At 69.0% G+C, this 17259-nt stretch carries 14 protein-coding genes; 8 read left to right on the forward strand and 6 right to left on the reverse strand.

The window, feature by feature from the left end; translation table 11 throughout:
• Nucleotides 1-130 precede the first annotated feature (130 nt).
• Nucleotides 131-2218, reverse strand: coding sequence for an alpha-galactosidase (locus tag ACIHCQ_RS33345; protein ID WP_399670945.1), 2088 nt, complete (start codon nucleotides 2216-2218; stop codon nucleotides 131-133).
• Nucleotides 2219-2343: 125 nt separating this feature from the next.
• On the opposite strand from ACIHCQ_RS33345, the gene ACIHCQ_RS33350 reads away from it, so the two are divergent.
• The 8 genes from ACIHCQ_RS33350 to ACIHCQ_RS33385 all read left to right on the forward strand — a co-directional run bounded on the left by ACIHCQ_RS33350 (nucleotide 2344) and on the right by ACIHCQ_RS33385 (nucleotide 13870).
• Nucleotides 2344-3378: a LacI family DNA-binding transcriptional regulator gene (locus ACIHCQ_RS33350; protein WP_399670948.1), complete on the forward strand. Its 1035-nt coding sequence runs from the start codon at nucleotides 2344-2346 to the stop codon at nucleotides 3376-3378.
• A 100-nt stretch (nucleotides 3379-3478) separates the two neighbouring features.
• Entirely contained in the window at nucleotides 3479-4801 is a 1323-nt protein-coding gene (locus tag ACIHCQ_RS33355) for an ABC transporter substrate-binding protein (protein WP_399670951.1), read from the forward strand.
• Between the two features lie 32 nt (nucleotides 4802-4833).
• Nucleotides 4834-5760, forward strand: a complete 927-nt coding sequence (locus ACIHCQ_RS33360) for a carbohydrate ABC transporter permease (RefSeq protein WP_399670954.1) — start codon at nucleotides 4834-4836, stop codon at nucleotides 5758-5760.
• Nucleotides 5757-6602 (forward strand): carbohydrate ABC transporter permease, encoded by an 846-nt coding sequence (locus ACIHCQ_RS33365; protein ID WP_399670957.1) that lies wholly within the window; start codon nucleotides 5757-5759, stop codon nucleotides 6600-6602. The genes ACIHCQ_RS33360 and ACIHCQ_RS33365 overlap by 4 nt, the downstream gene beginning before the upstream one ends.
• Before the next feature lie 106 nt (nucleotides 6603-6708).
• The gene (locus tag ACIHCQ_RS33370) at nucleotides 6709-9171 is read left to right on the forward strand and encodes a CBM35 domain-containing protein (protein WP_399671307.1); all 2463 of its coding nucleotides are present in this window, start codon (nucleotides 6709-6711) and stop codon (nucleotides 9169-9171) included.
• 320 nt (nucleotides 9172-9491) lie between these two features.
• Complete coding sequence (locus ACIHCQ_RS33375; protein WP_399670960.1) at nucleotides 9492-10940, forward strand: RICIN domain-containing protein; 1449 nt, start codon at nucleotides 9492-9494, stop codon at nucleotides 10938-10940.
• 96 nt (nucleotides 10941-11036) lie between these two features.
• Nucleotides 11037-12095 carry a rhamnogalacturonan acetylesterase gene (locus ACIHCQ_RS33380; RefSeq protein WP_399670963.1) on the forward strand — a complete coding sequence of 353 codons (1059 nt, stop codon included), beginning with the start codon at nucleotides 11037-11039 and terminating at the stop codon, nucleotides 12093-12095.
• Nucleotides 12092-13870: a DUF2264 domain-containing protein gene (locus tag ACIHCQ_RS33385; protein WP_399670966.1), complete on the forward strand. Its 1779-nt coding sequence runs from the start codon at nucleotides 12092-12094 to the stop codon at nucleotides 13868-13870. The genes ACIHCQ_RS33380 and ACIHCQ_RS33385 overlap by 4 nt, the downstream gene beginning before the upstream one ends.
• A gap of 18 nt (nucleotides 13871-13888) precedes the next feature.
• Here the strand turns inward: ACIHCQ_RS33385 and ACIHCQ_RS33390 are convergent, their stop codons facing one another.
• The 5 genes from ACIHCQ_RS33390 to ACIHCQ_RS33410 all read right to left on the reverse strand — a co-directional run bounded on the left by ACIHCQ_RS33390 (nucleotide 13889) and on the right by ACIHCQ_RS33410 (nucleotide 16980).
• Nucleotides 13889-14254 carry a hypothetical protein gene (locus ACIHCQ_RS33390; protein ID WP_399670969.1) on the reverse strand — a complete coding sequence of 122 codons (366 nt, stop codon included), beginning with the start codon at nucleotides 14252-14254 and terminating at the stop codon, nucleotides 13889-13891.
• 155 nt (nucleotides 14255-14409) lie between these two features.
• Nucleotides 14410-14979 (reverse strand): dihydrofolate reductase family protein, encoded by a 570-nt coding sequence (locus ACIHCQ_RS33395; protein ID WP_399670972.1) that lies wholly within the window; start codon nucleotides 14977-14979, stop codon nucleotides 14410-14412.
• Complete coding sequence (locus tag ACIHCQ_RS33400) at nucleotides 14979-15641, reverse strand: C39 family peptidase (RefSeq protein ID WP_399670975.1); 663 nt, start codon at nucleotides 15639-15641, stop codon at nucleotides 14979-14981. The genes ACIHCQ_RS33395 and ACIHCQ_RS33400 overlap by 1 nt, the downstream gene beginning before the upstream one ends.
• A 47-nt stretch (nucleotides 15642-15688) precedes the next feature.
• Nucleotides 15689-16309 carry an L-threonylcarbamoyladenylate synthase gene (locus ACIHCQ_RS33405; RefSeq protein ID WP_399670978.1) on the reverse strand — a complete coding sequence of 207 codons (621 nt, stop codon included), beginning with the start codon at nucleotides 16307-16309 and terminating at the stop codon, nucleotides 15689-15691.
• A 203-nt stretch (nucleotides 16310-16512) separates the two neighbouring features.
• A complete protein-coding gene (locus ACIHCQ_RS33410; protein ID WP_399670981.1) occupies nucleotides 16513-16980 on the reverse strand; it encodes a hypothetical protein in 468 nt (155 codons plus the stop codon).
• Between the last annotated feature and the right edge of the window lie 279 nt (nucleotides 16981-17259).

A 17259-nucleotide genomic window follows, 5' to 3' on the forward strand; every position in this document is an offset into this window, starting at 1 on the left:
CGGTGTGTTTGGGGGGGGGGCCGGTTTTTTGTTTTGTCCTTTTTTTTTTTTCGCCCCCCCCCCCCCCCCCCCGGGGGGGGGCCCGCCCGCCCGGGCCCGCCCCCCCACGGCGCTGTCGTGAGCTGCCGCTCTACCCCTGTTCCGTAAGCCTGACCAGAACGCAGGCAGGGGCGGCGGGCAGCCCGATCGCCAACTCCGAGCCGTCCGCGCGCCAGACCGCCGTCGCGGCCGGTGCCGAGGTGTGCAGAATCTCGGCGGTCACCGTGCCGCCCGCCAGGTGGGGCAGGGGGAGTGCGCAGTCACTGCCGCCGCCTCTGCGCCACACCGACACATACGTGGTCGAGCCCGCGCGCAGGCCCAGTGCCAGCCACTCGTCGGTCCACCCCGGCAGCCCGAGCGGCCAGCAGGCCACGGCCCGCGGCAGGTCCCCGCGCAGCGACTTGTACACCGCCAGAGCGTGTCGTACGAGCGCGAGCTGATCCGGCGACATGCGGTCCAGGTGCCCGGAGAGATGAACCCGGCCCAGCAGGGCGTTGCCCAGGGTGAACGCGATCTCGTCCGCGCCGAACTCCGGCTGCGGATAGGCCCATACCGCGCCCTGCTCCGGCACCACCGCGGTGGGCGCGGCCGCGGCGATCGGCGGATAGCGCACGGGGTCCTGCTGGTCGCTGGTCGACTGGAGCTGGGCGACGGCCAGGGACGCCCCGTCCATCCGCATGCCGCCCGAGGCGCAGTTCTCGATCACCAGCCCGGGGTGGCGGTCGAGCAGCGACGACAGCAGCTCCAGCCAGGCGCGGGCGTGGCCGAGCAGCGGGCCGCCGGGCGAGACGGTGATGTTGTAGTCGAGCTTGAGGTAGCCCACACCCCACTCGCCGACGATCCGGTCGAAGGTCGCGTCCAGGTGCGCGCGGGCCGCCGGGTGGCGCAGGTCCAGCTGGTGGCGGCCGTACTCGGTGACACGTATCCCGTCCTGGCGGACGAAGGCCTCGTCGGGCAGGGAGCGGGCGACCGGGCTGCGTACGCCGACGACTTCGGGCTCCAGCCACAGGCCCGGCACCATGCCGCGCCCGCGGATGTGGTCGATGACGCGGCGGATCCCGCCGTCCGGGAAGCGCCGGGCGGAGGGCAGCCACTCGCCGACGCTGTCCCACCAGCCCCGCGCGTCGTCGTCGTACCAGCCGGAGTCGATGCAGAAGTACTCCGCGCCGACCGAGGCCGCCGCGTCGATCAGCGGCAGCAGCTTGGCGGTCGTCGGGTCGCCCATCAGCGTATTCATGTAGTCGTTGAAGACGATGGGCAGCGCGGTGTGGTCCGGGTGCGGGCGGCGCACAGCGCGGCGGTACGCGGTGAGCGCGGCGAGCGCGCCCTCGAAGCCGTCCCCGAGCGCGAGGGCCGCCGGTTCGGTGGTGAACTCAGCCCCGGGCGCGAGCCGTTCACGCCACTGGTGCTCGGCGTCGGTCGGGCCGCTGAGGGCTACGTAGGCGCCGTGGCCGGTCTCGCCCGTGTCCCAGCGCCAGGCGGCAGCGGAGTCGATCTGCCACAGCCAGGTCCGGTTGTCCGTACGGTCGGTGAGGGCGCCCATCGCCAGGTGGCCGTCGGTGGGCCAGCTGCCCCGGCTGCTCACCGCCAGGCAGGCGCGGCTGTCGTGTTCGTGCCTGTCGCGGCCGATGTCGGCGATGTGGGCGCGCAACGGCTCGGCGGACCAACGGCACTCGGCCAGCCAGTCGTTACGGGCGCGGTGGACGTCCAGGACGTCGGGGGAGGGCAGGCCGCCGAGGAGCAGGCTGCTCACGGACTGGATCACCAGCGGCTCGGTTCCGTCGTTGCGCAGCCGGACCTCGCAGCGCAGGACCGGCACGCCGTCCGGCGAGGAGTACACCACCTCGGCGGTCAACCCCGTGGTCTCGTCGGCGAGTTCGACGTACAGCCGGTGCCAGTCGCCGTCGCGCTCCGAGCGGTGGGCGCGGTGGCGCAGCCGGCCGCCGACCGCGGAGTCGGTGAACCGCGGGCCCGACCAGCCGCTGCCGTGGCCCAGGGCCGTGATCTCGACGAGGGGGAGCGGCGACTCGGGGCCCGCGGGCGCGACGGCGGTGTCGCCTGGTCCGGCCAGCCGGGTCATCCTCAGCGTTCCGTCGGGGGCGGTGGCGAACTGGGCATTGAGGGCCGAATGGCCCCAGTCGAACTTCACCTGGGGCCCGTTGGCTGCCTGACCGGTCAACGTGTCTCCTCGAAATCAATGAATCAGTTCCATCAACGCGCCCTTACCAGGCGGTCTGCGTCCAACGCGTGAATCCGTGGTTACGGTCTCTTGACGCGCTCGGTGTGACCGGTCACAATCCTGACATGAATGTGACCGGTCACACAAGGAAGACGGCGAGTATCAGGGACGTCGCCGCCGCGGCGAACGTGTCGTACCAGACCGTCTCCCGCGTGATCAACGACCACCCCAGCGTGAAGCCGTCCACCCGCGACCGCGTCCTCGCCGCCATCGAGGAGCTGGGATTCCGGCGCAGCGCCACCGCGCACGCGCTGGCCAGCGGCCGTTCCCGGTCGGTCACCGTGCTCACCGCCAACACCACGCACTACGGCTACGCCGCGCTCCTGCAGGGCATCGAGGAGGCCGCCCGCGGAGCCTCGTACGCCGTCGGCATCGGGGTCCTGGAATCGGTCGAGGAGACCGCGGTGCGGGCGGAAGTCCAGCGGGCCGCCGACGCCGGAGGCGGGCTGATCGTGATCGCGTACGATCCCGCCGGGGTACGGGCGCTTCAGTCCGTCCCCGCCGGACTGCCCGTGGTGGGGGTGGTCGAGACCCCCGCGAGCCCGCCCGGCGACGACCGCCCCTGGGTGTGGACCGACGACCGGGTGGCCGCCTATGAGGCCACGCGCCATTTACTGCGCCTCGGCCACAGGACCGTCCACTACGTCGCCATCCCCTCCAGCACCCGCCGCACCGCGCCGCGTACGGCGGGCTGGCGCGCCGCGTTGCGCGAGGCGGGAGCCCCCGAACCCCGTCCCGTACAGGGGAACTGGGGGCCGGCGGGCGGTCACGCGGCGGGCCACAAGCTGGCCGCCGACCCGTCCGTCACCGCGATCCTGTGCGGCAACGACGACCTGGCGCTCGGTGTGATCCGGGCACTGCACGAGGCGGGCCGGGCGATCCCCGGCGAAGTGAGCGTGGCCGGTTTCGACGACGCGCCGCACTCGGCGTATCTGACCCCGTCACTCACGTCCGTACGGCTGGACTTCACCGGCCTCGGGCGCGCGGCGTTCGGGTTGCTGCACGGCGCGGTCGAGGAGTCCGCGTCGGTGGCCCCGCATCCCGTATCCGTACCGGAGCTGGTGGTCAGAGAGAGCTCGGGCCCGCCGCCGACGACTTGAGAACGAACAGCACCCCCCGCACCAACGGCACCAACAGCAAGGCACCAACGGCAGCAACAGCAAGTGTCCATGCCCTTTCACGCAGCGAGGCAGGCCCGCCATGAAGAGAGTCCTCCCAGCTCTGGTGCTGATATGTGCCACAGCCCTGACCGCCATCGCCTGCAGCGACCCGACCGCGGCCGACAACAACACAGGCTCCGCGCCCGATACGAAGGTCAACCCCACGGCCAAGCTCGACGGCGTGAAGCTGACCATGTGGACCGCGCAGAACACGGTCAACGCGCCCAAGCAGGTCATCGACGCCTTCGAGAAGGCCACCGGGGCCAAGGTCGACGCCCAGGCCATCCCCGATCTGTACGAGCAGAACGTGCCCACCAAGCTCGCCGCCGGCGACAAGCCGGACCTGATGTTCTGGCAGCCGTCCATCTCCACCCTGCCGTTCATCCAGCCCCAGCAGAATTTGCTGACGCTCGACAGCGAGCCCTGGGTGAGCAAGCTCGGCGACACGGAGAAGTCCCTCGGCGTCATCAACGGCAAGCGCTACGCCGCCATCGTCACCAGCCCCGCCATGCTCGGTGTCTACTACAACAAGGACGTCTTCAAGGCGGCGGGCATCACCGAGGCTCAGTTCCCGAAGAGCTACGACGAGTTGCTCGCCCTCGGCCACACGATCACGGACAAGACGGACGCCGCCGCGTTCTACGAGTCCGGCGGCGACAAGTGGCCCATGCAGTGGCAGATGCAGCTCCAGCTCACCGACCTCGACAAGCAGTGGTGGGCGGACCTCAACCAGAACAAGCAGAAGTGGACCGACCCGGTCGTCGTCAAGGCCATCACCACATACAAGGAGAAGCTGCTCGACGCCGGGCTCGCGCAGAAGAACTACAAGACCGGCACCTTCACCGGCTCCGCCGACGCGCTGTGGAAGGGCGAGGCGGGCATGGTCCTCAATGTCACCTCCTTCCAGTCGCAGCTCCAGGCGAAGTACTCCACCGAGCAGATCGACAAGAAGCTGGGCTGGTTCCCGGTCTCCAACTCCGACGCCACCGGCATGTACTCCCCGGACCAGACGAACGGCGTGGTCGCCTTCAAGACCGGTGACACCAAGCGGCAGAACGCCGCCCGCCAGTTCCTGGCCTTCTGGCTCGACACGGACTACGCGGCGTACATCAAGGCGATGAAGATCCCCTCCGTCCAGCCCTCCGTGCCCACCCCCGCCGGGCTGCCGGGGACCTCGCTGGCCCAGCTCAAGTCGCTGCCCACGGCGAACGGCGTCTTCCAGGCGAAGGCCATCGTCGCCCCGGACACGCACCTGTATCTCGCCGAGATGATCTACGGCAAGAAGACGCCGGAGCAGGTGGCCCAGGCGATCCAGAACCAGTTCGCGCAGGTGGCGAAGGCCCAGGGCGCGCCGGGCTTCTGAGCCAGGGGTAGGAGGAGTACGAGGTACGACCCGTGACAGACACCGCAGTATCCACGCGGAAGCCGCCGCCGACGGCCCGTGAGAAACGTCAGAAGGTGGGACGGCTGCCCCGCGCCGCCGTCCACCACCCCTGGTGGTTCGCGCTCCCCGCCGTCGTGGCCTTCGTGGCCTTCTTCCTGGTGCCGAACCTGCTCAACTTCTACTACCCGTTCACCAACTGGTCCTCGTACCACTCGGACATCGCCTTCACCGGCCTCGACAACTTCAAGACGATCGCGGACGACGGTTCGCTGGTGCGGGCCATCAGGACCACGCTCGTCTACGCGGCGCTCGCCGCCCTCTTCCAGAACGGCTTCGGCCTCGGCCTCGCCCTGCTGCTGGAACAGGACAGCCGCTTCAACCGGTTCTTCCGCGCCGTCTTCTTCCTGCCCGTCCTGATCTCGGCGCTCGCCGTCGGCTATGTCTTCCAGGCGCTCCTGGACCAGGACGGCGCGGTCAACGGCTTCCTCGGCACCGACATCCCCTGGCTGGGCTCCACCACCTGGACCGTCGTCCTGGTCTCGGTCATCCACGGCTGGAAGTGGATGGGCCTGTCGATGCTGATCTATCTTGCCGGGCTCAAGGGCATTCCCGGCGACATGCTGGAAGCCGCGAAAGTGGACGGCGCCGGACCCTGGCGGACCTTCTGGTCCGTGCGCTGGCCGATGCTCGCGCCCGCCGTCACCTTCAACGTCACGACCGCCCTGATCGGTTCGATGAACACCTTCGACATCGTGCAGGCCACCACCGGCGGTGGCCCCGCCGCCTCCACCGAGGTCTTCAACATCTATATGTTCCGCGTCTTCGGACAGGGTCTGTACGCGCAGGCGTCGGCGATGAGCCTGATCCTGTTCCTGATCGTGGTCGCCGTCGCGATCCCGCTCGTCATCGGGTTGCGGCGAAGGGAGCAGCTGCTGTGACCGCGTACTCACCAAGCCCCAGCCGTGTCTGGCGCTTCGGGCGGCCCACCCTCGTACTGATCCTCGCCGCCATCGCCGTCGGCGTACCGCTGTGGCTGGTCCTGGTCACCTCGGCCAAGCCGCAGGGCGAAGCCGTCAAGCCCAACCTCGACCCGCCGGACCAGTGGCAGCCCGCCGACAACTACGCGGACGCCGTCAGCCAGGGCGAGATGTTCCGCGGGTTCCTCAACTCCCTGCTGGTGGTGCTGCCCTCGGTGGCGCTGGTGCTGATCCTCGGCGCCGGCGCGGCCTGGGTCTTCGCCCGCCGCAAGTCCAGGCTCGTCACCGCCGCGTACGCCCTGACCATCAGCGGACTGCTGCTGCCGCCCGCCGTGATCACCATCGTCATGGAGCTGCGGCAGTTCGGACTGGCCAACACCAGGCCCGGCATGATCGCCGTCTACACCGGGATGTATCTCTCCACAGCGATCTTCTTCATGACCGGCTTCATCCGCACCATCCCCGGAGAGCTGGAGGAAGCCGCCCGGATCGACGGGGCGAAGCCGCTGCGGATCTTCCTGCGGATCATTCTGCCGCTGCTGCGGCCGGTGATCGCCACCGCGACGATCATGGTGATGCTCTACGCCTGGAGCGACGTCTTCTATGCCTTCTTCGTCCTCGGCGGCGGAGATGCGGCGACCCTGCCGATCAACCTCTACCAGGTCGCCAGCGCTCAGCTCTACCTCAACAACTGGCATCTCATCTTCGCGTACGTGGTGGTGATGAGCCTGCCGATGGTCGCCATCTTCCTGGTGGCCCAGCGAAAGATCGTGTCCGGAATCACCAGTGGAGCCGTCAAGTAACCGGAGGTCTACTTACGTGAGCACCATCCGCACGTGCCACACGACCGGTAAGCGCAAGCCACGCACCTCAGCCGCCATCGCGGCCAGCCTGCTGGGAGGAGCGCTCATGGCCGGCTTCCTGCCCGCAGCGCCCGCCGCGGAAGCGCAAGAGGCAGCAGCACCACGCATCACCGTCGACCTCGCCGCCCCCGAGGGCAAGGTCAAACTCGGTGCGAACGGCGCGCTCTACGGGCTGAGCGACGACGGCGTACCGAGCGACGCCATCCTCGCCCCGCTGAAGGTCACCACCATCTCGCAGAAGGCGGAAGGCGGGGCGCAGCACCCCAACGGCGACGCCGTCACCGTCTCGAAGTCGTTCTTCCGCAACGGCGGCGGCGATGTCCTGGTGATGATGCAGGACATCTACGCCAAGTGGCCGTACGAGGACCTGGGCATCGCCGACTACCTCCCCAAGGTCGACAAGATAGCCAAGGACGTCGCGAACGCCCCGAACAGCCAGCACTTCGTCTACGTCCCCTTCAACGAACCCGACCAGATCTGGTACAACCTCGGCACCGCGAACCAGGCGCAGTACGAGGTCAACCGCGACCGCTTCTTCAAGGACTGGAAAACGGTCTACCAGCGCATCCGCGCCATCGACCCGGACGCCAGGATCGCGGGCCCCAATGAATCCTCGTACCACACCCGGTTGCTGACGGACTTCCTCACCTTCGCCAAGAGGGAGAACGTCCTGCCGGAGGTCACCACCTGGCACGAGCTCGGCTCGAACTCCCTGCGCGACTTCCAGGGGCACTTCAACAATTACCGGTCGATCGAGAAGAACCTCGGCATCAAGCCGCTCGAAGTCAACATCAACGAGTACGCCAACCGCCGTGACCTGTCCGTACCGGGGCAGCTGGTCCAGTGGGTCTCGATGTTCGAGCGGAACAAGGTCTACGCGGACCAGGCGTACTGGGACGCGGCAGGCAACCTCGACGGCAATGTCGTCCGCACCAACATCCCCAACGGCGGCTGGTGGTTCTTCCGCTGGTACGCGGGAATGACCGGCCAGACCGTCAAGGTCACCCCGCCGCAGGCCAACACCATTGACACACTCCAGGGCCTCGCCTCGCTCGACCCCGCGCGCAAGCAGGCACAGGTGCTGCTCGGCGGATCGTCGGGCGACACCGATGTGGTGGTGCAGCACGTCGACCCGAAGATTTTCGGGAGGTCGGTCACCGCGACCGTCGCCGAGGCCGCCTGGTCCGGCTACGAGGGCCAGCACGCCGCACCGCGCGTCCTGTCCCGCGCCAAGGCCACGGTCGCGGCGGACGGCACAGTGACCGTACCGCTCAAGGGCATGAAGCAGATGTCCGCGTACCGGGTCGTGCTCACCCCGGCCGGGTACGGCACGCCCGCCGCTGCCGCCGTCCCGTGGAGCGCCTCGTACGAAGCGGAGAGCGCGGAGATCACCGACGGCACCGTCTACACCCAGGGCACGGTGTCCAACGCCAACGGCTACGCGGCCTCCGGCACGAAGGACGTCGGCTCTCTCAAGCTCGCCAGCAGCAAGGTCGACTTCACCGTCTCCGTACCGAGCACCGGCACCTACGACCTGGCGGTCCTGTACGGGAACCAGTCCGGCGCACCCTCCACACAGAAGCTCTCCGTGGACGGCGGCGCGGTCACCACCGTCAGCTACCCGTCCACCGAGAACTGGCTCTACCGCGCGAAGAAGGACCTCACCGTCCAGCTCACCGCCGGAACCCACACCCTCACCCTGGCCAAGGACACGGGTGAGGCCACCCTCGACCGCATCGACCTGACCGCGCACACCACACCGTTCACCGCGTACGAGGCCACCCTCGCCGACGTCTCCGGCCGCGTCTCGTACGACTACGGCAACGCGACCGGCACCGGCACCGGCGCGCTGGTGCTCGGGACCGGCTCCAAGGCCATCTTCGACGTGTACGCGCCGCGCGACGGCTACTTCACCGTGACCTCGCGCGCGTCCGCGGCGCTGCAGCTCTCACTGCACGGTGAGAGGGTGGCGGCTGCCCCCAACAAGGCACTGCGGCTCTACCTGGTGGCGGGCAACAACCGCATCACCGCCACCGGCCACGCCTCGTTGCGCGCGCTCGATGTGGCGGGCTCCGGCTCGACGTCGGGCACCCTCGCCTACGAGGGCGCACAGGCCCAGCTGGAGGGCGAGGCACGTCTTGTCGACTCCGCGCACGCCTCGGCCGGGACATACATCGGCTGGCTCGGCAACAGCGCGGCCGGCAAGGCCACGTTCACCGTCGACGCGCCGCGCACGGGCAAGTATGTCCTCGTGGTGCACTACGGCCACAACGACCGCCGCGACAACGGACACGCGTACAACACCGACATCATGTCCCGCACCGCGGACGTGGCGGTCGGCGGCGTGACGAAGAAGGTGACCTTCAAGAACACCTGGAGCTGGGACGACTACTGGACCCTGGGTGTACCGGTCGAGCTGAAGGGCGGCGCGAACACGCTGACGCTCTCCAACGCGACCGCCTGGGCCCCGAACATCGACCGTATCGAGGTCGCTCCGGTCCGCGGCTGACACATCCGGTACAGGTGAGAGAGGCAGCGGCACGCCATATGTCATGGCGTGCCGCTGCCGTGTTCACTCCGAGGCGGTGGTGGGGGAGTACGCGGCGAGCAGCCGGTCGTGCTCCGCCTTCGTCACCGGCAGTACGGTGCCGTGGCGCGGGCTCGCCGGGAGCTCGAAGTTCTGCGACATCGTCCACTTCCCCGCCCGACCGGCCGTGGCCCGAGCGAAAGTTTCGCGGGCGTCGTGGGGAGTGCCGCCGGGGGCCTGAGGTCCTAGGCTCTCAACAGAATTCCCCATATGCAGGCAAGAAATCACATGGGAGCCGCCTCATGAGCCGTATACGGACGGTCCTGCTCGCCCTCTGCCTCGGACTCGCCGGCGCGTTCCTGCCCGTCTCCGGAGCTCACGCCCAGTCCGCGGCGCCCGCAGCCCCCACTGCCGCCGCCGCGCCCGTCACCATCACCAACGGCACCCAGTTCACGGGCACCGACGGCAACCCGGTGCACGCCCACGGCGGCGGAGTCATCAAGGTCGGCGCGTACTACTACTGGTTCGGTGAGAACCGCAACGCCGACAACACCTTCCGCTATGTCTCCGCCTACCGCTCGACGGACCTCAAGAACTGGCAGTTCCGCAACCATGTGCTGACCGAGGCCACCAACCCCGAGCTCGCGGTCGCGAACATCGAGCGGCCCAAGGTCATGTACAACCAGGCCACCGGCAAGTTCGTAATGTGGATGCACAAGGAGAACGGCGTCGACTACGGCGAGGCGCGGGCAGCCGTCGCCGTCTCGGACACAGTTGACGGCAACTACACCTGGCGCGGCAGCTTCCGGCCGCTCGGGCTCCATATGTCCCGTGACATCACCGTCTTCACCGACACCGACGGCACCGGCTATATGATCTCCTCCGCCCGGGAGAACTACGACCTGCACATTTACCGGCTCACCGCCGACTTCACCGGCATCGCCGGCCTCGTCGCCAACCCGTGGCCCGGCGGCCACCGCGAAGCCCCCGCGCTCTTCAAGCGCGGCAACGTCTACTTCATGCTGACCTCCGGCGCCACCGGCTGGAGCCCCAACCAGCAGAAGTACGCCACCGCCACCTCCCTGGCCGGACCCTGGTCCGCCATGCAGAACACGGGTGACGCGACCGCGTTCGGCTCGCAGACCACCTTCGTCCTGCCCGTGCAGGGCACGAGCGCCACCTCATACCTCTACCTCGGCGACCGCTGGGGCAACTCCTTCGGCAAGACGGTCAACGACTCGCGCTATGTGTGGCTGCCGCTGGCCTTCCCGAGCGCGACCTCGCTGTCCATGGCCTGGTTGCCGGAGCTCACCATCGACGCCGCGGCCGGAACGGTCACCGGGAACGGGGGCCCCTTCGAATCGCTGACAGCCCGTCATAGCGGTAAGTGCGCCGACATCCCCTCGGCGTCGATCACCGAGGGAACGGCCCTGAAGCAGTACACCTGCAACGGCGGCGGCAACCAGAAGTTCTGGTTCAAGGCGACGGGCGACGGCTACGTCCAGCTGATGGCGCGGCACAGTTCGCTCTGTCTGAGCGACGGGAGTGCCGGGGTCAGCCAGGAGACATGCTCCACCGCGCCCGCGCAGCAGTGGAAGGTGACGCAGAACGCGGCCGGGTACGTCACCCTGGCCGCCCGCGCCAGCGGTGAGTGCCTCGACGTGTCGGACGCGTCCGTCCTCGACGCCGCCAGGCTCATCACGTACGCGTGCAACAGCGCCACGAACCAGCAGTTCAAGCGCGCGGTCTGACCCACACCCTGAGCGGTGCCGGGCCCTGGAAAGCGTCTGCCAGACGCTTTCCAGGGCCCGGCCGTCGCCCTCCCCGCCCCCCACCGAGGAGCCCTCATGAGACGTGCCCGTACCGCCCTGCTGGCCGCCGTCACCGCCACCGCCACCGCCGCGCTGTGCGCCGCGCCCGCCCATGCGGGCAACGGCCACGGCCTGGGCAACCGAGCGGACAACTGCACCGGAACCTCGCCGATCGTCTGCCACTTCGACGTGCCCCCCGGCACCTACCAGGTCACCGTGGGCCTCGGCGGACCGACAGCCGGTTCCACGGCGACAGCCGCCGAGGCCCGACGTACCGTCCTGGCCGAGACGCCGAGCGCGGCGGGCGAGACCGTACGGCGCGGCTTCACCGTCGACGTCCGTACGCCCGAGGGCGAGCCGACCGGACCGGTGGGCAGCGAGGGCCTCGACCTCACCTTCGCCGGGGCCGCGCCACAGCTCGCCTCGATCCGGGTCACCCCGGCCCCCCGCGCCACCCCGAAGATCCTCCTGGCCGGCGACTCGACCGTCTGCGACCAGGCGACCGACCCGTACACCGGCTGGGGCCAGCAGCTGCCGCAGTACCTCAAGCAGGGCATCTCGGTGGCCAACCACGCCGACTCCGGCGAGAGCACCGCCAGCTTCCTCGCGGGAGCGGAGTTCTTCCCCCGCCTCCAGGCCCGGATCGGCCGCGGTGACCTGGTCCTCATCCAGTTCGCCCACAACGACAAGCAGACCGACGCCGCCGCCTACCGCGCCAACCTCACCGCGCTGGTGCAGGGCGTACGGGACAAGGGCGGCCGACCGGTGCTCGTCACCCCCATCGTGCGCCGCTGGTTCAACGCCGACGCCACACTCAACAACGGCACCGCACTCCTGGTGAACGGCCTGGGCGTCGACCACCCCGCCGAGATCCGGAACCTCTCCACAAGCCTCGGCGTACCGCTCATCGACCTGACTGCCCTCACCAAGGCACGCGTCGAATCCCTGGGTGTCGAGGCGTCGAAGGCCCTCTACCTGACCAACGAGAAGAAGGACAACACCCACACCTCGGTACGCGGCGCCACCGAGTACGCGGCCCTCGTCCTCGGCGAACTGAGGGCCCAGCGCCTCATACCCTCTAAACTCATCCGATGAGACTGCCCCAAGAGGACCGGGACCTGAGCCCGTACACCGGCTGGACCCGCTCCCACTGGGAGGCGGCGGCCGATCAACTGCTGGCCGCCGCCGCCCCGTATGCCACCCCCGACGGCGCGCTGTACCACCTCCCCGGCGGGCGGACCAGCTGGGCCGGAACGCTCTCCGACGGCCTGGAGGGGTACGCCCGCACCCTGCTGCTCGCCGCGTTCCGCCGCGACGAAACCGCCCTGGGCCGGTACGCGGACGGGCTCGCGGCCGGCACGTCGGGTGTCTGGCCCCGCATCGAGGACCGCGGCCAGCCGCTGGTCGAGGCGGCTTCGATCGCCCTCGCCCTGCGGCTGACCCGGCCGCTGCTGTGGGACCGGCTCGACGACGGCGTACGGGAACGGGCCACGGCCTGGCTCGGTGACGCCCTCGACGTCGCGGCCTGGCCCTGCAACTGGGAGCTCTTCCCGGCGGTGGTCGCCGGGTTCCTCGGCGACGTACCAGCCCGCGACCGCGCGCTGGAGCGGATCGAGCAGTGGTACGTCGGCGACGGCTGGTACACGGACGGTGACGGCCGCAAGTTCGACTACTACAACGGCTGGGCCATGCACCTCTACCCCATGCTGGAGGCGTGGCTCTCGGACGACGAGAAACTGCTCGACCTGTACGGCGGCCGGCTGCGGACCCACCTCGCGGACTACCAGCGACTGTTCGGCGGCGACGGCGCCCCGATGCACCAGGGCCGCTCGCTCACGTACCGGATGGCGAGCACGGCACCGCTGTGGCTGGGCGCGATGACCGGCCACACCCCGCTGACCCCGGGCACCACCCGCCGCCTGGCCTCCGGCGCGCTGCGCTACTTCCTCGACCGGGGCGCGACGAACGAGGAGGGCCTGCTGACACAAGGCTGGCACGGCCCGTACGCGGGGGTGCTTCAGCAGTACTCGGGCCCGGCATCCCCGTACTGGGCGAGCAAGGCGTTCATCGGCCTGCTGCTGCCCGCGGACCACGAGGTCTGGACGGCACGGGAGGAACCGGGCCCGGCGGAACGCGAGGACGCGGTCACCGCACTGCCCGCGCCGAACTGGCTGCTCCAGTCGACGGTGGCCGATGGTGTCGTACGCCTGCACAACCATGGCAGCGAGGACCCGCGGTACGACCCGTACTACTCACGGCTGGCGTACTCGACGGTGACGGGCCCGACCGCGACGGCGGCGGGGGACAACCACTTCGGCCTGGTGGGCGACGCGGCCGACTCTCCCCGTGAGGGCATCGAGCCCCTGGGGGCGGGGGACGGCTGGGCGGCCTCGCGGCACATGGTGGGTGAGGTGGGTATCACCAGCGTGGTCCTGGCGCGCGGTGCGACGGAGGTACGTGTCCACCTGGTGACGGGTGCGGTGCCTGGCACCCTCGTACGCCACACCGGCTGGCCGGCCGGTGCGGACGTCACGTCCGAACTCCTGCCGGTACACGGCCTGCTGGCCGCGGCAGCCGGGTCGGGGGAGACCGCGTACACCCCGGGGGCGTCGCGGGCGTCCATCCCCACCCTCACGGGTGAGACCACACGCGACCCCGCGGGTACGCTCTTCGTCGCCCTGGCCCGCCTCACCGCCGAGCCGGGCCCGCGCCCGCTCGCGGACACGGCGGCGGTGGGGATCGAGTGGCGCGGGGACGGCTACGAGGTGACGGTCACCTGGGAGGACGGCACGACACGGCGGGTGCGGGTCGGTGGCCGCGAGGTGCGAGGTGAGGTGCGAGGCGAGGTGCGCAGCACAGACCTCCAGTGATGTGGGCGGTTCTGCTGATCAGGAAGACAGCCGTACCTTCTCGCCCGGGGTGTCGAGGCTGACGCACTCTCCGTAGGGGTTGGGATCGCCCTGGCGCTCCTGGCACTTCCAGGCGGTCCTGCCGACGTACACGGTGACCGGCTGGGCTCTATTGGCAGCCACTGCCCTGCCGTAGGCGGTTGCCACCTTCTGGGCGGTGGGACAGGCGGACTTGCCCTTCGCGGTCACCGCGAAGACGGCCAGTCCGCGCCAGCCGGGACCGCAGTCCACGGCCACGACAGCGGGAACAACGCGGAGGTGCGCGGCGTCCGCGACCGGTGCGGAGAGGACCAGCGGGGCGATGCCTGCCGCTGCGAGCAGGGTGGTTGTTGCTCCCGTACGCATGGTTGCCTCCTGTCAGGGTGGCCTCGGGTATGGCTGACCACACGCCGGTTCGACGGTACGTCCACCCGGAGGGACCAACCGTATGGAATTAGCCCATATGGGTGACGGCTGAGGCTGTAAGCCGGCTGGAAGGTTGCCCGTTCAGGCGCGACTGATCACTGATCGCGAGGCACCTCGTAGCGAAGGAGGACGACTCCGTTGCCGAAGGTCCGTGTCTCGGCGAGCCGGAGATCGATCCTGCGGTCCGACGGCTGGAAGAGGGGTTTGCCCCGGCCGATGACGACCGGATGGACGTAGAGGTGGTACTCGTCAATGAGGTCGTGGCGCATGAAAGTCGCGGCGAGGTCGGCGCCGCCGAGTGCCAGATCTCCGCCCGGCTGTGCCTTGAGCGCCATGATGTCCTCGACTACGACGTCCCGGACGATGGTGGTGTTCCAGTCGGCCCGTTCCAGGGTTCTGGAGAACACGAACTTGGGCATGTCCCGCCAGATACCGGCGAATTCCACCATGGGCTCGGTACTTGAGGGGTCGGTGTCGGCGGTCGGCCAGAAGTCGGCCATGAGCTCGTAGGTGACACGTCCGTCCAGGAAGGCGCCCATCTTCCTGGACTCCTCGTTGAAGTGCCGGTGCAACTCGTCGTCGACCAGGTGCCAGTCGATCTCGCGGTTCGGTCCCTCCATGAAGCCGTCGAGGGACAACGACATCATCAGGATGATCTTCCTCATCAGGTCCTCGACTCAGTCGCCAGTCCGGGGTTTGCGCGCGAACGGCCCAGGACAACGCCACGACCGGCGAAGAACCGGTCGAACTCCGCCCAGGGCACGTGGTGGTACTCCTGAGAGTGCCCGGGTAGCCCGGACGGATTGTTCAGCACCACGCCCTCGGGACCGGAATCGACGGCGAGCACCAGGTGTCCGCCGCGCTGCGGGGGCGTCGGGTCGAGGGTGCGGATCGTGTAGTGCACCGACACCATCAGCAGATGGCCGCGCGCGGACTCCGCGATGATGTCTTCGGCCGTCAGCTGGGGCCGCGCCTCGGCGTGGAGGCTCCAGCGGCGCGTGACCCAGTCGGCGAAGGGCGCGTAGATCAGGCCCTTGACCGTGGTCTCGCCGGTGCGTACGTACACCCCCGCGTCGAGGGCGTCACGCAGGAGCGGGACCGAGGGCGGCACCGGATGCCCCCAGAAATCCAGGGCCATCCGGAGGCACGCCATGCCGCATATACGCGGCGCCCAGAACGCGTACTCCTCCCGGCTGTCCGCGCCGGACTTCTGCCAGAGGGGATCGTCGGCCGACGACCGGGCGCCCGTGACGAACTCGGGCACCAGGTCGGCGGATTCCCACTGCGAGTAGTACGGGACGCGGTGTGTCTGTACTGAGCTGGTCATGCTCGACAGTCTGCTACGACCCGCACGCGGCGATGCCATCGACGCGGTTACTCGAACCGCGCGGTGTCGCCCGCCCCTCGGCGTACGATCTCGAGTTCGCCGCTCGAGAAGTCGAGGACCGTGGTCGGCACCGTGCCGCAGTCGCCCGAGTCGACCACGGCGTCCACCACGTGGTCGAGCCTTTCCTTGATCTCCCAGCCCTGTGTCATCGGCTCCTCCTCGTCGGGCAGGAGCAGGGTGCTGGAGAGCAGCGGCTCACCGAGCTCGGCGAGCAGCGCCTGAGCGACGGCATGGTCGGGAATCCGGACTCCGACCGTCTTCTTCTTGTGGTGCAGCAGCTGGCGCGGCACCTCCTTCGTCGCGGGAAGGATGAAGGTGTAGCGGCCCGGCGTCGCTGCCTTGATCGCACGGAATACGTCGTTGTCGACCTGCACGAACTGGCCCAGCTGCGCAAAGTTCTGGCACACAAGGGTGAAGTGGTGACGCTCGTCGAGGTTCCGGATCGACCGGATGCGGTTCATGCCGTCACGACTGCCCAGCTGGCATCCCAGCGCATAACAGGAGTCAGTCGGGTACGCGACGAGCGCGCCGGACCGGATGCTGTCAGCCACACTGCTGATGGTGCGCCGCTGAGGATTCTCGGGGTGCACGTCAAAATATTTCGCCATTCGCGGAGTCTAAGGGTTTGCAGATCGCCCACATGTTGATCTTGCTGCTGAGAAGCTCAGGCGTGTGGGGGCCCGGGACATCCCGGGCCCCCACATTTCTGTTGCGCGGCGAGGCTATGGACCGACGACGATGCTGCAGTTGTCGGTGGACTCAGTCACAACGGGCACTTGGCCCTCCACCCGCACCCGCCCTTGGGCGCCTGTCAGGCGTTCCTGCCGTTGGCGATGGCGGCGCCGTTGCTGGTGACGACGGCGGCGCCGTTGACGTTGTTGTTGTCGTTGTTGTAGTTGTAACGGTCGCGGACGACGCAGAAGTCGATGCGGCTGAGGCCGTAGTACGTGTTGTTCGCCGGGTTGACCGGGGCGTGGAGGTTGTCGTCGGCCCCAATGCCGTTGGGGTAGGTGGGCGGAGCGTAGTTGTAGAAGTTGGCGTTCGGTCCGCCCTTGGCGATGACGCCGCGGGCGGCGTAGGGACCGTTGATCGTAAAGTCGAACACTGGTCCCAGGTTGCTGGAGTCGACGTCGATGGTGACCGATCCGTCGGCGTACGGCGCGGGGAAGGTGTAGGTCTCGGGGGCGTCGGGCACAAGCCCCCCCGCCACGCTGAACGAGAACAGGTAGGGCGCCGGCTGGCCGGGCAGGACATCGGCGCAGGCCGGGTTGCCCGGCACGAAAATGGGCGGCACCTCCGCTGCCGATGCGGGACTGCCGGCGACGCCGACTGCCATTGCTGCTGACAGGCCGACGCCGGCGAGCCGCGCTCCCCAACGGGCCCGTCTCGATTGCGTTCTTGTTAGGGTAGCTACTCGCATAACGAGCACTCCTCCTTGTTTCTTGGGCTTGTTTCTTGGATGTACCAGACCTCGCCCTCGCGGACCCTCGCGCCTTTTCCCTCGGCAATGCGAGTTCTGCACATCCATCCGCCGCCGGGCGTCCAAACATTTACATAA

It is taken from the genome of Streptomyces sp. NPDC052236, from assembly GCF_044548015.1.
In the GTDB taxonomy this organism is placed as follows: domain Bacteria; phylum Actinomycetota; class Actinomycetes; order Streptomycetales; family Streptomycetaceae; genus Streptomyces.

Bases quoted from the DNA above. Each gene is read 5' to 3' on its own strand.
- ACIHCQ_RS33350 (WP_399670948.1), top strand. From the start codon at position 2,344: ATGAATGTGACCGGTCACACAAGGAAGACGGCGAGTATCAGGGACGTC.
- ACIHCQ_RS33355 (WP_399670951.1), top strand. From the start codon at position 3,479: ATGAAGAGAGTCCTCCCAGCTCTGGTGCTGATATGTGCCACAGCCCTG.
- ACIHCQ_RS33370 (WP_399671307.1), top strand. From the start codon at position 6,709: ATGGCCGGCTTCCTGCCCGCAGCGCCCGCCGCGGAAGCGCAAGAGGCA.
- ACIHCQ_RS33375 (WP_399670960.1), top strand. From the start codon at position 9,492: ATGAGCCGTATACGGACGGTCCTGCTCGCCCTCTGCCTCGGACTCGCC.
- ACIHCQ_RS33380 (WP_399670963.1), top strand. From the start codon at position 11,037: ATGAGACGTGCCCGTACCGCCCTGCTGGCCGCCGTCACCGCCACCGCC.
- ACIHCQ_RS33385 (WP_399670966.1), top strand. From the start codon at position 12,092: ATGAGACTGCCCCAAGAGGACCGGGACCTGAGCCCGTACACCGGCTGG.
- ACIHCQ_RS33390 (WP_399670969.1), bottom strand. From the start codon at position 14,254: ATGCGTACGGGAGCAACAACCACCCTGCTCGCAGCGGCAGGCATCGCC.
- ACIHCQ_RS33395 (WP_399670972.1), bottom strand. From the start codon at position 14,979: ATGAGGAAGATCATCCTGATGATGTCGTTGTCCCTCGACGGCTTCATG.
- ACIHCQ_RS33400 (WP_399670975.1), bottom strand. From the start codon at position 15,641: ATGACCAGCTCAGTACAGACACACCGCGTCCCGTACTACTCGCAGTGG.
- ACIHCQ_RS33405 (WP_399670978.1), bottom strand. From the start codon at position 16,309: ATGGCGAAATATTTTGACGTGCACCCCGAGAATCCTCAGCGGCGCACC.